The 15,264-nt window shown below is 47.7% G+C and carries 10 protein-coding genes; 9 read left to right on the forward strand and 1 reads right to left on the reverse strand.

Features of this window, described 5'->3' with window-relative positions:
• The first annotated feature begins 20 nt into the window (after window positions 1-20).
• The 9 genes from ACR64J_RS05230 (at window position 21) to betT (ending at window position 12,933) form a co-directional block, all read left to right on the forward strand.
• On the forward strand, window positions 21-1,691 hold the full coding sequence (locus tag ACR64J_RS05230; RefSeq protein WP_435950820.1) for a BCCT family transporter: 1,671 nt from the start codon (window positions 21-23) through the stop codon (window positions 1,689-1,691).
• Window positions 1,692-1,852: 161 nt separating this feature from the next.
• Window positions 1,853-3,616, forward strand: a complete 1,764-nt coding sequence (locus tag ACR64J_RS05235) for a hypothetical protein (protein ID WP_435950821.1) — start codon at window positions 1,853-1,855, stop codon at window positions 3,614-3,616.
• Window positions 3,613-4,338 carry a DUF3726 domain-containing protein gene (locus tag ACR64J_RS05240; protein WP_435950822.1) on the forward strand — a complete coding sequence of 242 codons (726 nt, stop codon included), beginning with the start codon at window positions 3,613-3,615 and terminating at the stop codon, window positions 4,336-4,338. Before ACR64J_RS05235 ends, ACR64J_RS05240 begins: the two co-directional genes overlap by 4 nt.
• 117 nt (window positions 4,339-4,455) lie before the next feature.
• Complete coding sequence (locus tag ACR64J_RS05245; protein ID WP_435950823.1) at window positions 4,456-5,658, forward strand: low temperature requirement protein A; 1,203 nt, start codon at window positions 4,456-4,458, stop codon at window positions 5,656-5,658.
• 404 nt (window positions 5,659-6,062) lie between these two features.
• Complete coding sequence (locus tag ACR64J_RS05250) at window positions 6,063-6,407, forward strand: DMT family transporter (protein ID WP_198336581.1); 345 nt, start codon at window positions 6,063-6,065, stop codon at window positions 6,405-6,407.
• A gap of 31 nt (window positions 6,408-6,438) precedes the next feature.
• Entirely contained in the window at window positions 6,439-7,020 is a 582-nt protein-coding gene (locus ACR64J_RS05255; protein WP_435950824.1) for a TetR/AcrR family transcriptional regulator, read from the forward strand.
• 135 nt (window positions 7,021-7,155) lie between these two features.
• On the forward strand, window positions 7,156-8,670 hold the full coding sequence (gene betB, locus ACR64J_RS05260) for a betaine-aldehyde dehydrogenase (protein WP_435950825.1): 1,515 nt from the start codon (window positions 7,156-7,158) through the stop codon (window positions 8,668-8,670).
• 158 nt (window positions 8,671-8,828) lie between these two features.
• On the forward strand, window positions 8,829-10,529 hold the full coding sequence (gene betA / locus ACR64J_RS05265) for a choline dehydrogenase (RefSeq protein WP_435950826.1): 1,701 nt from the start codon (window positions 8,829-8,831) through the stop codon (window positions 10,527-10,529).
• A 358-nt stretch (window positions 10,530-10,887) separates the two neighbouring features.
• Window positions 10,888-12,933, forward strand: coding sequence for a choline BCCT transporter BetT (gene betT, locus ACR64J_RS05270; protein ID WP_435950827.1), 2,046 nt, complete (start codon window positions 10,888-10,890; stop codon window positions 12,931-12,933).
• Window positions 12,934-12,980: 47 nt separating this feature from the next.
• On the opposite strand, the gene ACR64J_RS05275 is transcribed toward betT, so the two are convergent.
• Window positions 12,981-15,122, reverse strand: coding sequence for a heavy metal translocating P-type ATPase (locus ACR64J_RS05275; RefSeq protein ID WP_435950828.1), 2,142 nt, complete (start codon window positions 15,120-15,122; stop codon window positions 12,981-12,983).
• Window positions 15,123-15,264 lie beyond the last annotated feature (142 nt).

Raw genomic sequence — 15,264 nt, forward strand, 5'->3', positions numbered from 1 at the left:
AACAGGACTGGAGCCATACCATGGCAGATTTAAAGGGATTTAACGATAAAGAGCAAGGACGCTCACATAATCTACGCGCAGCTACGGGTCATCTAACGCGCACGGAGGTGTCAACAGATACTTTGGGTCTTAAAAACCCCGCCTTTTGGTATAGCGGCGGTTTTATCACTCTCTTTGTCTTGATGGCAATATTTGCAGAAGAGCAGCTAGGTATAATTGTAAATACTGCTTTTACATGGTCAGCCAACATCTTTGGCCCCTTTTGGCAGATATTACTATTAGCAACTTTTGTCATTGCCTTAGCCGTTGGGGCAGGTCGCACGGGACGAGTTATTCTAGGCAATCTACCTAAGCCTGAGATGGATAATTTTAAGTGGATGGCGATCTTGTTTTGTACGCTGCTGGCAGGCGGTGGGGTGTTTTGGGCAGCGGCTGAACCTATCGCACATTTTGTCTCAGCGCCGCCTTTGTATGGTGAGTCGCCAGATTTGCAGCAGCGTGCTTTTAATGCGTTATCTCAGTCTTTTATGCATTGGGGCTTTTTGGCATGGTCGATCGTTGGTAGCTTAACCGCCATCGTTGTCATGCACTTGCATTATGACAAAGGCCTTCCGCTCAAGCCGCGTACGCTGTTATATCCTGTGTTCGGCGAGCGTGTGCTCACCGGTCAGACCGGCGCTATTATTGACGCCTGTTGTATTATTGCAGTAGCAGCGGGCACGATTGGGCCTATTGGATTTTTAGGATTACAGACGAGCTATGCGCTAAATGAGCTGTTTGGTATTCCTGATACTTTTGTGACTCAGCTGATTATTATTGTCTTTGCGATTATTCTATATACGATTTCGGCTATTAGTGGTCTGGCTCGCGGTATGCAGCTATTGAGCCGTTTTAATGTCATATTAGCCGTCGCGCTAATGGTGTTTATCTTAATCTTTGGCCCAACCAACTTTATCACAAATGGCTATATTCAAGGCGTAGGCACGATGGTCCAAAACTTCATTCCGATGGCGACGTTTCGCGGTGATGAGGACTGGCTTGGCTGGTGGACGGTATTCTTTTGGGGTTGGTTTTTGGGTTATGGCCCGATGATGGCGATCTTTATCGCTCGTATCTCGCGCGGTCGTACCATTCGCCAGCTCATCACAACGGTTTGTATTATTGCACCACTAGTGACTTGTTTTTGGTTCACTGTCGTTGGCGGTTCAGGTCTGGCTTTTGAGATTGCCAATCCAGGTAGTGTGAGCGCCGCTTTTGAAGGCTTTAACTTGCCAGGCGCGCTCCTTGCGGTCACGCAGCAATTACCGTTTCCTCTGATTACCTCGATATTGTTCTTAATTTTGACGACTGTCTTTATTGTGACCACCGGGGATTCAATGACTTATACCATTAGTGTCGTCATCAGCGGTGAGCATGAGCCAAACGCTATGATACGTACCTTTTGGGGTGTGATGATGGGGATTACTGCTATCGTCCTAATCTCTTTGGGTGCAGGGGGCGTCAGCGCATTGCAGTCCTTTATCGTCATTACTGCGGTGCCCGTGTCCTTTATTTTGCTGCCGTCACTTTGGAACGGGCCGCAAATTGCGCAGCAAATGGCGCGTGAGCAAGATCTGTATCGCCCGAACCGAGTTGAGACTGATTATAAAATCGCTGAGGAGCAGCTTGCTAAGGATAGACAAGGACGCTAAGAAAAAGAGACTGGCTCACTAGTGAATTATTAATAAAACCAGTAATTTATAGGGTATGTATTCGTTTTGAATGACAACATACCCTAAACAGATAAAAGAGGTTGTTTGTCGTAACGGTTGAGTCTGTTTAGGTTCAACTCTTTAGGTAAGGTAGTGGCATTATGAATTTGATTGATACAAGTAATAATAGTCTTAACGAAGCGGTATTGCCTTTACGTAGCCCTGATGTAGTGATGAACGCTCAAAGGCTTGGGGCGATGCATCAAACGCGCATCAGCTTTGTGCGCACGTTACTACGCAAAATCGATAAGGAGCAATGGACACTCTCAACCCATCTTTGGGATTTGGATGATAGCGGCTATGGGCAAGTGATTTATCGCTTGCAAACGCCCGAGCATACTTATCACTTGGTGGTGTTTTGCCAAGAGCTTGCCGATGATGAGCGTAATGATCGGGTTATCGCACAAAAGTGGGATGTCACCTTTGGTCTAGTCTTTGGCGAGATCGGTCAAGAGCTACTCGATAACCTAAAAGCTAACGTGCCACTACAAGAAGCCGGACGCAACTCCAACATGGTGATGGTGCTGGCGCGCGCTAACAAAAGCGTGCGCGTCTTTGATCATATCGTCACCTCCTTAGCTAAAGGCGCGCAGCCTGATCTTGATATTTTGGCGCAAGTCGGTTATATCTTGCGTACCACGGCGGTCTATGGCAATGGTAAGTTCGGTATCTATGACTTCAAACCACTCGATCACAGCGAGGACTTTAATCAGTCGTTTCGCGCGCAGATGTGCGCGGTGTACTTGCTGCGCGAATTTAGCCTAGATTGGGTGGATTTTTTGGCGAAGAAAAAAGGCGGCAGCAAATCGGTCACCTTGCATCCAGAGATTAAGCGTTATCTAGGTATCGGTAACGCGACAGGTCTGGGTATGGCGCCGTATCTGATTAATCATCCCTGTGTCGTTGATCAATGGCTTACCACGCGTGAAGAGGCACTACAATCCGTTTTAGTGTGCACGATTGAGCCTGATAAAGTGGCTTATTTTTTAAGTTTACTAAGCCGCGCCATTCAGCATTTCACTGAGATTGTCACTATTGATGCGCAGCAAGTGACGTTGAACAATACTGTCGTCACAGAGCTCACGCTATTACAAAGTAACCTACTTATGACAATGAAGGGCTATAAGCGTTGGAGTGATTTTTTACAAGATCATGAGCATCTCAGTTACGAGAGTCAAGAGGTAATAATCTCTTGCTTAATTGAGCTGTATCCTGAGCGCGTGGATAGCTTTCAAGAAAAGGTGAATGCCGATGAGACGCTATCGCTGCCTAAAGGCAAAACCGTTCAGGACTTAATCTTGGTGCTCGAGACTCACTATCAATGGGCAATTACGATAGATTTCAGTGCACCTGATAACAGCTACTGGTTTTGGTATCGCTCAGTGGACAAAGAAGAGCCGCGTATGGGCGTACGCGGACAAGAGCCTGGCGATGATCGAGAGCTGTTCTTGGATATTGCCCGCCAAACCAACAAGCTATATTTGGCACTAAAACAGGTCGACCCCAAACAGCTTATCTCGCAGTTTGTCTTAGGTGCGCCCAAACATCGCGCTATCGCCAGACGCGTCTGGACGATGGGACACAAGCCTATGGGCGACATCCAGATCAACGTGCTTCAAAAAGACACTTTACCTATTCATTTACTCCGCTGTAAGCTCTCTATGTTTGGCGCCACCAAGTTTGATCCCAGATCCGATCGCTGGGTACGCGTTACCTTGTTTCAGGGTGCGCCTTTATTTCATGAGGTGCATAGTGATGAGTGGTTGTTTCCGCTATTACCTAAGCTTGATGAGTCTGAGACCGACCCTAAACACGACGCAGCGGTATTAACCATACCAGCGTCTGATCAGGAGGCGTCGCTATGATCGTCTCGCGCAACGAGATCGTCTCTATGGTATACAAGGCGTTTTCAGGCTTGCATCGAGAAGTCGGGGAAGCCGATCTGGTCGCCACTATGGTCGCAGAATTGCAGATGGCAGGACTCGATGGCGTAGGGCAATTTAACAACGCCACGCCCTATATTTTGACTGAACAAGATACGCCTATAGAGATTATGCATCAAGATATAGGTGAGGTGAGTTTAAATCTACATGATAGTAGTCTGGCTTGTCATCTGCCTGCGGTGATGGACTATGCGCTTGAGCTGATGGACAATCGCGATCATTTTAAAGTGACCTTGCACAACTGCCACAATCGCTGGCTGGCCTATAGCGAGCTTGTGAGTTTGGCTGCCAAAGGCTTAGCTTGCCTTGCAAAATGGGATAACGGTACTGCGCCTAAGCATACGCTATTTACCCTGAATCAAGGTTTTGTTTATCCAGATATCTACTTCTTTGATGAGAGGCAAACGCGCCACGATACCAACGATATGGTCATCGAGCTTGCCACGAGTAATTTTGATATCGAGCAGGAGATTGAGCACTTTAGACATAAGATATCGACTGATGAGCTATATGAAACCCATCAGCGCGCATGGAAACAAGGCATCTATGTCGATGATGAGCAGTGGGCGATACTCAAACAGACGGCGGCTGCGATACTGGTCGAAAACAGTGAGGCGTCCAGTAAAGGTGCAGGCGGCGTCTAGTAGCTAGGGCGCTTGAGCAAAAACACAGTTAATTTATAAAATAAAGAGAGCGGTTTGTTATGATAACAAGCCGCTTTTTTGTGCGGTTTATCTTAGCCTCTAGTTTGGAGCCTGTAAATGTTTGGTAATGTGACCATCAAAAAAATCTATGCCAGAGACCCTAATGAGCCTAACCGCGCCTCAACTACGCTTGAGCTGTTCTTTGATTTGGTTTATGTGATTGCCGTTTCTGCTGCCGCAAGTGGCTTGCACGAGCGTTTGCTCGCACATGATTTTTCAGGGTTTTTAACCTTTATCATTGCCTTTTTTATCTTGTGGAATGCTTGGATAAGCTTTACTTGGCCTGCCTCAGGCTATGATCCCGATGATTGGTACTATCGGCTCTCAGTGATGCTGCAGATGTTTGGCTCGCTGATGATCGCTGCCAATATCAATCAGTTTTTTGAGCAGGGTCTGACGTGGATAGGGGTTACTGGTTACGCGATTATGCGCCTTGCCAGCTGTAGTCAGTGGTGGCGCGTCTATAAACAAGTCGACGGTCATCAGCGGGTCGCAGGCCGCAGTATTGTCGGATTACTTCTTTTACAAAGCCTGTGGATCCTTTGGCTGTTTTTACCTGCTTCGATGCAGATGCCAGCGTTATTTATCTTTATCATTGCTGAGCTGGTGATGCCGCTATGGGAGCGTGCAGCGCAGAACCTCAATTGGCACCCCCGTCATATTGCCGAGCGTTATGGTCTGTTGACCATTATTGTTTTAGGCGAGGGCGTGCTCGGCGTCAGCAATAGTATTCAGTACTTTTTAGTGAACTCCGATTCAGCGGCTAGTGTCATTATTTTAGTAGGCTCAAGCCTAGTGGCACTAGTGTTTGCATTATGGTGGCTATACTTTACTATTCCCTTTGGTACTATCTTAGATAATATGCGCCGCAGTTATGACTTTTTTTTATTCGGTTATGGGCACTTTTTTGTTTTAGCAACCCTTGCGGCTCTTGGCAGCGCATTGGACTTAGTGACTAATGCTCGGGCGAATACGATGGATCAGAGCATTACGCAGCCTTATGCTATGGGGCTATTAATGGTTATGCTGTTGGCGTTTTTAATGAGCTTAACCTTACTTCGCAGCTTAATGTGCCGACAATCAAGTCACAATCTCATCGCTCTTATCTTTGCCACTATTATCGTTGGCTTAAGTTATCTGGCAGTCACTCAAGGCTTACCTATTACCTACGGTATTTGGCTGAGCATTCTTGCGCCTACCATCATGACTTGGTACTTTAAACAAGACAACAAAAAATGGCAGCCGCAAGTTAGACACTAAGTGCGTTTAACAGTTTCAACTTTTTATAAAACGTATTGAATTTATGCTGTGCAATTTAGGTCATACCACCGCAGGCATTGTTCACAACGTATACATACGACATGGTGACGTAATAAAGCAGATTCAAAAATACTAGCTCTAAATAACTTGGCATATGAAACGAGCAACCGATCTATAAGTAGATCGGTTTTTTTATGTCGCTAAGAATTGACTAAATAGATCTGAATAGACCCTAAAGAATACTGGCTAGGTCAACGAAATGGCATACTAGCCCTTCACATTGCTGGATTATTTCTATAAAATACCGACCGTGTGGTTTCTTTGGGTCTGCATTCTATTATTTATTGCTTATCCATTTCACTCAATCAAGCGTGTACGCTGGATTTAACATAGGTGTCTTAGCTATGAGTCCTACCATCATTGCTTACGGTTATCTCGCCATCGCTATTATTTGTGAAGTGGTTGGCACGACCTTTTTGGTCAAGTCAGAGCAATTTACCCGTTTGGTGCCGACCTTGATTATGGGCGTGCTTTATGCCATCTCGTTTTATTTGTTGACCCAGGCCATCAAGACTATACCACTTGGCATCGCCTATGCGCTGTGGGGCGGTCTGGGGATTGTACTGACCTCACTGGTTGGGGTGTTCTTTTTTAAGCAAAGTCTTGATACCGCGGCGGTGGTCGGTATCGCGATGATCGTCGGCGGCGTGGTGGTGATGAACGTATTGTCAAACTCGGTGGTGCACTGACAGGTAGGTAAAAATGAACATGGACACAAAAATGGAAACACAAAACGCGCATAAACGTAAAAAACAGCCAGAGCTGGTGCGGCGGGCGCTGCTCGATGAGGCAGCACGTATCACGCTAGAGCAGGGCTTGTCTAAAGTGACTTTTCAAGCGGTGGCAGATGCCGTCGGCGTGACCAAAGGCGGAGTGATGCATCATTTTGCTACCAAGGACGCGCTTATCTTAGAGGTATTTTATGATGCGATGGCCAAGTTTGAGGCAGAAGTCAATGCTGCCATGGCAAAGGATCCGGTCAGCTACGGCTCGTTTACCCGCGCTTATATAGACGCCACCATCAGCTTAGGCGAAAAAGGGCAGGCCGAGTTTAATAGCCAAGCGACTTTGTATGTGTTGATGCTAGGAGACCGGATGCTACGCGAACGCTGGGCTGAGTGGTCAAATGAGCAGCTAAAAAAATATGCCGCTACCGACAATAGCGAAATGCTATGTATGGTACGTCTGGTCGCCGATGGTATTTGGCTCTCTGACTTTTCGGGTATCGATATCTCGGACAAAGCCTCAATACGTGAGCGCTTGATAAATATGACGCAGCAAGACTTTGATAAACAGTTTTGATAAATGACTTTGACCAATAACTTGATAAACAGCTTTGGTCAATAACACGTACATAGAAAATTTTATCTTTAACCTATGACGGCATGATTGACTGAACGCTTTTTTATAAATTCTCAGTCGCCTTAAGGAAAACTTATGACAACTACTCAGACAAACGTAAATAATTTACAAGACATTATTGATTTAACGCAAACGCAGACCGCTTATATTAACGGTCGCTATCTGGCGGTTGATGATTCTTTAACGACCTTTGACGATATCAACCCAGCGACAGGTGAAGTGCTGGCGAGCATTCAGCAAACCACTGCCGAGCAAATCGATGAAGCGGTAAAAGCGGCGCAACAAGGGCAAAAAGTGTGGGCGGCAATGACCGCAGTTGAGCGTGGCCGTATTTTGTCAAAGGCAGTTGCGATATTGCGCGAGCGTAATGATGTACTGGCATTGCTTGAAACCAAAGACACGGGCAAAGCGCTTTCTGAGACTAAGTATGTCGATATCGTCACAGGTGCCGATGTCGTTGAATACTATGCAGGTCTTGCGCCAATGATTGAGGGTCGTCAGATTCCACTACGTGATAGCAGCTTTGTCTATACGCGCCGTGAGCCACTCGGCGTCGTCGCTGGTATCGGCGCATGGAACTATCCGATTCAGATCGCAATGTGGAAGGCCGCGCCAGCGTTGGCTGCTGGTAATGCGATGATTTTTAAACCCTCAGAAGTCACGCCACTGACGGCACTTAAACTGGCGGAAATCTTTACTGAGGCGGGCATGCCAGATGGCGTCTTTAACGTCGTACAAGGCGATTATAAAGTAGGCGAAGCATTAACTCAGCATCCTGATATTGCCAAAGTCTCGTTTACAGGCGGCGTGCCAACGGGCAAAAAAGTCATGGCAAGCGCGGCATCATCGTCTCTCAAAGACGTAACCTTAGAGCTGGGCGGTAAGTCGCCATTGATTATCTTTGACGATGCTGATATCGATATGGCAGCGGATATCGCCATGATGGCGAACTTCTATAGCACCGGTCAGGTCTGTACCAATGGCACGCGTGTATTTATCCCAAAAGCGCTACAAGCTAAGTTTGAAGAAGCGATCTTGACGCGGGTCAAACGTATCAAACTCGGCGATCCGATGGATGAAGATATCAATATGGGACCACTAGTGAGCTTCCCTCATATGGAGCGAGTGCTTGGCTATATCGAGCAAGGTAAAGCGGGTGGCGCGCGTCTATTGGCGGGCGGTGAGCGAGAGACGACAGACGAGCTGGCTAAAGGCGCGTATGTCGCACCGACGGTGTTTACCGATTGCACCGATGACATGACTATTGTGCGTGAAGAAATCTTTGGCCCTGTGATGTCGATATTGACTTATGAGACTGAGGAAGAAGTCATTCGCCGTGCTAATGATACCGAGTACGGCTTGGCGGCAGGGGTGGTAACCAAAGATCTAACCCGCGCGCATCGCGTCATCGGACAGATAGAGGCGGGTATTTGCTGGTTAAATACTTGGGGCGAGTCGCCTGCGCAAATGCCAGTTGGCGGTTATAAGCATTCAGGTATCGGCCGCGAAAACGGCATCGAAGCCCTTGAACACTATACGCAGACCAAATCTATCCAAGTAGAGCTGGGTAAGTTTGAGTCAGTATTTTAACTGCTTGTTAACTGCTTGTTTTTTAACTATCTGTTTTAACCACTTGTTTTAATGTACAAAGAAAGCTGTCGTTAGTAAGCACGTCATGTAGGTAAATACGCCGGCATGATGTGAGCTTACTAATGACATGACGTATTTTTACTATTATGGAGCGTTTTATGACATCAACCACACCTGAATATGACTACATCATTGTCGGTGCAGGCTCAGCCGGAAACGTGCTGGCCACGCGCTTGACCGAAGATGCCAACATTAAGGTGTTGCTATTAGAAGCTGGTCGACCTGATTATCGACTAGACTTTCGTACGCAGATGCCAGCGGCGCTCGCGATGCCGCTACAAGGCACTACGTATAACTGGGGCTACAAAACCGATCCTGAGCCATATATGAATAACCGCGTCATGGACTGTGGCCGCGGTAAAGGGCTGGGCGGTTCATCACTCATCAATGGCATGTGCTATATCCGTGGTAATGCGCTCGATTTTGACGACTGGGCCAAAATCAAGGGCTTAGAAGACTGGACGTATCTCGACTGCTTGCCGTACTTTAAAAAATCAGAGAACTGCGACGCAGGCGAAAACGACTATCATGGCGTCGGCGGTCCGGTTGAGATGACCACCTCAAAACCTGGGGTCAATCCGCTGTTTGAAGCGATGATTGAAGCGGGCGTGCAGGCAGGCTATCCGCGTACAGAGGATCTAAACGGCTATCAGCAAGAAGGTTTCGGGCCAATGGATCGTTTTGTCACGCCTAATGGTCGCCGCGCATCAACGGCACGTGGGTATCTCGACCGTGCCAAACCACGTAGCAATATCACGATTTTGACCGGTGCCTTGACCGATGTGATTTTATTCGATGGTAAGCGCGCGGTCGGCGTTAAAGTTGAGCATCAAGGTCAAAGCAAAAAATTCTATGCCGCTCGTGAAGTGATCGTCTCATCAGGTGCTATCGCTTCGCCGCAATTATTGCAGCGCTCTGGTATTGGCCCTGGTCAGTGGCTCAAAGACTTGGGTATTAATGAGGTTTTAGAGTTGCCGGGTGTCGGTAATAATCTACAAGACCATTTAGAGCTATATATGCAGTACGAATGTAAGCTACCCGTGTCGATTGCCCCTGCCAATAAATGGTGGAATAAACCTGCGATTGGTGCTGAGTGGTTGTTTAATGGTACTGGTCTTGGCGCGTCCAATCAGTTCGAGGGTGGCGGCTTTATCCGCACTGATGAGAAGTTTACGCACCCCAATATCCAGTATCACTTCTTGCCATTAGCGGTGCGTTACGATGGTCGTAGTGCGGTGAAATCGCACAGCTTCCAAGCGCATGTGGGCTCACTACGATCACCGAGTCGTGGCCGCGTCAAGCTCACTTCAAGAGATCCAAATGCGCATCCAAGCATTTTATTTAACTATATGTCGCACGAGCAGGACTGGCAAGAGTTCCGCGCGGCGATGCGTATCACTCGCGAGATTATGCATCAGCCAGCGCTTGACCCATATCGCGGCCGTGCTATCGCGCCGACCGATGATCTGGTGACCGATGCGCAGTTGGATGAGTATGTCCGCAATCATAGCGAGACCGCTTATCATCCGTCGTGTACCTGTGCGATGGGTGAGGGTAATGATTCGGTGGTCAATGGTGAAGGGTTGGTACACGGTATCGATGGTCTGCGTGTCGTTGATGCGTCGATTATGCCAAATATCATTAGTGGTAACTTAAACGCCACTACCATTATGCTGGCCGAAAAAATCGTTGATAAGATGCGCGGTAAACAATTACCACGCTCGACAGCGGATTATTATGTCGCCAATGGCGCACCGCTCAGAGCTGAGCCGATGCGTGCTTATCATACGACTGTATAAATAAACGTGCCAGCGAGTAGGCACGATATAAGGATAATATAACGTCAATTTCAAATAAAAGGCCTTTCAACGTAAAGGCCTTTTTTATCAGCGCAAATTTGCTGGCACCCTTGTGAGCACTGACATCATCAGTCAGTACCGCACGCAAATGAGCATATCGGCTTTATTTTGTGCTGGCTATATTTTCATTGTTTTTTAACGGTGTTGCTAAGGGGTCTGCGGACTGTTTAGCAAATTTTTATTGATTGGTACTGCTTTGTGCATCCTGCGCTTATATAGATAACGTGGTAACTCTACACTATGTTATGACGGACAAAGCACTATCAGATCCTGTTTCATTTACCTATTGAGGTCTTTTATGTACAGTTCGCCATCAGAAGATGCGACGAAACCCTTGAGCCTAAATAAGACAGTTTTTTTAGGCTCTGCGATTATTTCTATTTTATTGATTATCTGGACGATTGCCTTGCCAGATTATAGTGAGGCATTATTAAGTGCGAGCATGGCGTGGGTATCAGAGAGCTTTGGCTGGTATTACATGCTGGTGGTGGCTGCTTATAGTATTTTTGCTTTGTTTGTGGGCTTTTCAAAATACGGCGATATCAAGCTGGGACAAGACCACGAAAAGGCGCAGTTTCCCTTTTTAGCATGGGCAGCGATGCTATTTTCGGCTGGTATTGGTATCGATTTATTGTTTTTTGGTGCCTCTGAGCCATTGATGCATTATCTCACCCCGCATACGGGGTTAGAGCCTGCCAGTGCCGAAGCGATGCGCCAAGCGTTATCTCAGACTTTTTTGCATTGGGGTCTGCATGGCTGGGGTATTTATGCGCTTATCGGTATGGCGCTAGCGTACTTTGCCTATCGCAAAAACATGCCGCTGGCGCTACGCTCACCGCTGACGCCTATCTTTGGCGAGCGCCTAGTCAAAGGCTGGCTGGGTGATGGCATTGATACCTTTGGTGTGGTTTGTACCTTGATGGGGATTGCCACCAGCTTAGGCATCGGGGTGTTGCAGGCCAATGCGGGTTTGACTCATGTCTTTGGTATCGAGTCGAGCAAGATGGTGCAGAGCTTGATCATCTTAGGCGTAGTAGCTGCTGCGGCTATCTCTGCCATGACCGGTGTAGAGCGAGGGGTACGCCGCCTGTCTGAGTTCAATATGCTCTCGTCGATATTGCTATTAATCGCGATACTGGTGATGGGCAATACTGTGTACTTGCTCAATACCTTTACCCAAAGTATCGGTCAGTATTTCCAAACCATCGTTTTCAAAACATTCGACGTCTATGCCTATGACGGCAGCGCTGGTGCCGATTGGAAATCAGGCTGGACGATATTTTTCTGGGCATGGTGGGTGGCTTGGGCACCCTTTGTCGGCTTGTTTATTGCGCGTATTAGCCGTGGCCGTACCTTGCGTGAGTTTGTCTTTGGTGTGATGTTTATCCCGCTGGGCTTTATCTTTGCTTGGTTTTCGATCTTTGGTAATTCAGCGATAGACTTAGTCGCCAATGGTGCGACAGAGCTTGGTGAAATCGCTATCAATGACGCGGCGATGGGCATGTTTGCCTTGTTTGAGTACTTCCCTTTTAGTGATGTTTTATCATTCGCTGGCGTGGTTATTGGCTTAGTGTTCTTTGTCACTTCAGCGGACTCCGGTGCGCTAGTACTGGCTAATCTCAGCTCAAAAGGTATGACCAATGATACTGATGCGCCGGTTTGGTTGCGCCTATTTTGGGCAGCGGCCACCGGTCTTATCACTTTAGGTCTGCTGTTCGCCGGCGGCTTTGCTTCGTTGCAGTCGGTGTCTGTCATCGCAGGTTTGCCATTTTCGCTGATTTTGGTGCTTTATATGATGTCGATGTGGCGCAGCCTAAAAGAAGAGGGCAATAAGCGTAAAGCCAGTACCGTTGGCACCGCAAACGTGCTTGACAGTGGTAAGAGCTGGAAAGCGCGTCTGCAGCGTATTGTTAGTTTTCCAAGCCATACGCAAGTCGAGCGGTTTTTACAAAATATTGTCAAACCTGCCATGAGTGATGTCGAAAAAGAGCTAAGAGCTGGCGGTCTAAAGACGTCATTGGATGTGCGAAATTTGGCCAATATTGGTGACGATCTCGATGCAGGTCTAGACGATGACAATGGTCAGATAGATGGTATCAAGCTGCGCGTCGGTCATGGCGATGAAGATGACTTTATTTATGAGGTCAATCTCATCAAAGCTGAACGTCCAAACTTTACCTTAAACACCTCAACCAAGCATGCAGAGTTTTACTACCGTGCTGAGGTGTTTTTAAGCGATGGCTCGCAGGAGTACGACTTGGTTGGCTACACCAAAGAGCAGGTGCTGGTCGATATTCTGCATCAGTATGAGCGCCATTTGCAGTATCTACATTTAGAGCGTTAATTCTTAATAAATATAGCTTTGTATAGACCCTATAAGTTCAAGATAACTTATAGGGTCTTTTTAAAGCGCAGCAAACGCAAGGCATTCAGTGTCACGAGTATCGTTGCGCAAGTGTCGGCTAAGACCGCAATCCACAAACCTGTGATACCGAGTATGGTAGTAATAAGGAAGATACCTTTTAGACCGAGCGCAAAAATGACGTTTTGATGTATATTGGCTAAGGTCGCGCGTGACAGAGCAATAAGATGAGCGACGTCAGTGACGCGGCTTTGTAATAGAGCAATGTCAGCGGTTTCGATAGCCACATCGGTACCACCGCCCATCGCGATGCCGACATCTGCGCTGGCTAGAGCTGGCGCGTCATTAATTCCGTCGCCCACCATCGCTATTTTATTATTGTCCCTCATCTCGCTGAGTAAACGTAGTTTGTCTTCGGGTAACAGCTCAGCTCGCCATTCTATATCTAAAGGCGTAGCAAGCGCCTGCGCGGTGAGATGGTTATCACCTGTTAGCATGACCGAGCGCACGTTCATGGCGCTCAGCTGAGCCACACCTTGCCGCGCATCGTCACGCAGCTCATCGCGCAGTGCCACTAAGCCAATCACGTCAGCGCTGTGTTCATCGAATAGCACTGAAACCGTTTTGCCTTCACTTTGCAGCGACTCAATCTGTACCTGCTGATCGGGTAGAAGTAAGCTCTCGTCAGCGGCGTAGATGGGAGAGCCTATGGCTAAAGAGCGTCCATTGACCGTGGCATGTACCGCTTTACCAGCAGTTGCAGAGGCATTGGCAGCGATAGGAATGGCAATCTTAGCTACTTTTGCACGCTCTACGATAGCTTTGGCAAGCGGATGATTAGAGCCGGACTCAACGCTAGCGAACAACGCTAATACCTCATTTGTCCCGCTTACATCAGTGCCTCCTTCTGTAAAGGCAACGACGTCAGTGACGCGCGGCTTGCCTTCGGTTAAGGTGCCCGTCTTGTCAAAGGCCACGGTATTGACACGGCCAATGATTTCTAGGGCGCTACCGCCTTTGATTAATAAACCGCTCCGCGCACCAACTGTTAAGCCTGAGGCAATGGCCGCCGGAGTAGATAGTACTAGCGCGCAAGGACAAGCAATCAGTAACAGTGCCAAACTGCGATACAGCCAAGTTCCCCATTCTCCGCCTAACAACAATGGCGGCACGATAACCACTAAGGCGGCAACAGCCATCACGATGGGCGTATAGTATCGACTAAATTTTTCAATAAAACGAGCAGTGGGGGCTTTGGAGGCTTGTGCTTGCTCCACAAGCTCAATAATTCGCGCAATAGTATTATCAGCCGCTGTTTTTTGTACGCGTACGTGTAGGGCGCTATCGACGTTGATGGAACCTGCAAATACCTCATCGCCGACGGTTTTGACAACCGGTATCGACTCTCCTGTTACCGGCGAATCATCTAAGCTGGAGGAGCCTTGAATAATAATGCCATCAGCAGAGACTTTATCACCAGGACGGACGAGTACTCGGTCATCTACTTGTAGTAACGCGGCAGCAACTTCACGCGGCACGCCTTGCTCATCAAGTAACACGGCTCTTTTTGGCACCAGTGAGGCTAGTGCTCTAATACCCGCACGCGCTCGATCAGCGGCAACGCTCTCTAATAATTCACCTACGGAGAACAAGAAAACAACCGCAGCCGCTTCCTCAGCCTCACCAATGATAAGGGCGCCAAGCGCTGCGATAGACATCAACATCTCAATCGAAAAGGGAGAACCTGCTGTAGCCAGTGTCAAGGCTTTTCGTGCAAAAGGAAGCACGCCAATAACCACAGCGATAATAAAAGCCCAAGCGCCGTATGCAGGAAATACCAAAGACAGCATATAGGCTGCGCTCATCAGTAAGCCAATGCCGATGACCTGCTTGCCCTTCATTGTCTGCCACCAGTGCTGATCGTCTACATTGGCCTCATGACCAACGACTTCGTCTTGTTGTTCGGTTAATTCTGACACACCAAACCCAAGGCGTTTGATAGTCCCTTCGATATCTTTGACCTCAGTCGTGGCATCAGGCGCTAGGGTGAGCGCTAACTTTTGTGTCGCAAAGTTGAGCTGAACGTCAGAGACGCCTGGCATACGGGTTAAAGCTGTTTCGATCTTGCCAACGCAGCTGGCGCAGTCCATACCTTCAATATGATATTGCATAGTGATTTATCCTCTTATTAAAGGTATTATGAACCCTATAGCGGCTTTAGGGTCAAGGTGTTAATGGCAGCACATCAGATTTTTATAATGAACCTTACGGCTACTTACATAGATTTAAGCAGTATAGATTTGAGCAATAAAA

This window comes from Psychrobacter sp. DM8 (assembly GCF_051307025.1).
Classification (GTDB): domain Bacteria; phylum Pseudomonadota; class Gammaproteobacteria; order Pseudomonadales; family Moraxellaceae; genus Psychrobacter.

Coding starts and splice junctions, on each gene's coding strand:
- betB (WP_435950825.1), top strand. CDS start 7,156: ATGACAACTACTCAGACAAACGTAAATAATTTACAAGACATTATTGAT.
- ACR64J_RS05275 (WP_435950828.1), bottom strand. CDS start 15,122: ATGCAATATCATATTGAAGGTATGGACTGCGCCAGCTGCGTTGGCAAG.
- ACR64J_RS05230 (WP_435950820.1), top strand. CDS start 21: ATGGCAGATTTAAAGGGATTTAACGATAAAGAGCAAGGACGCTCACAT.
- ACR64J_RS05255 (WP_435950824.1), top strand. CDS start 6,439: ATGGAAACACAAAACGCGCATAAACGTAAAAAACAGCCAGAGCTGGTG.
- ACR64J_RS05235 (WP_435950821.1), top strand. CDS start 1,853: ATGAATTTGATTGATACAAGTAATAATAGTCTTAACGAAGCGGTATTG.
- ACR64J_RS05245 (WP_435950823.1), top strand. CDS start 4,456: ATGTTTGGTAATGTGACCATCAAAAAAATCTATGCCAGAGACCCTAAT.
- betA (WP_435950826.1), top strand. CDS start 8,829: ATGACATCAACCACACCTGAATATGACTACATCATTGTCGGTGCAGGC.
- ACR64J_RS05250 (WP_198336581.1), top strand. CDS start 6,063: ATGAGTCCTACCATCATTGCTTACGGTTATCTCGCCATCGCTATTATT.
- ACR64J_RS05240 (WP_435950822.1), top strand. CDS start 3,613: ATGATCGTCTCGCGCAACGAGATCGTCTCTATGGTATACAAGGCGTTT.
- betT (WP_435950827.1), top strand. CDS start 10,888: ATGTACAGTTCGCCATCAGAAGATGCGACGAAACCCTTGAGCCTAAAT.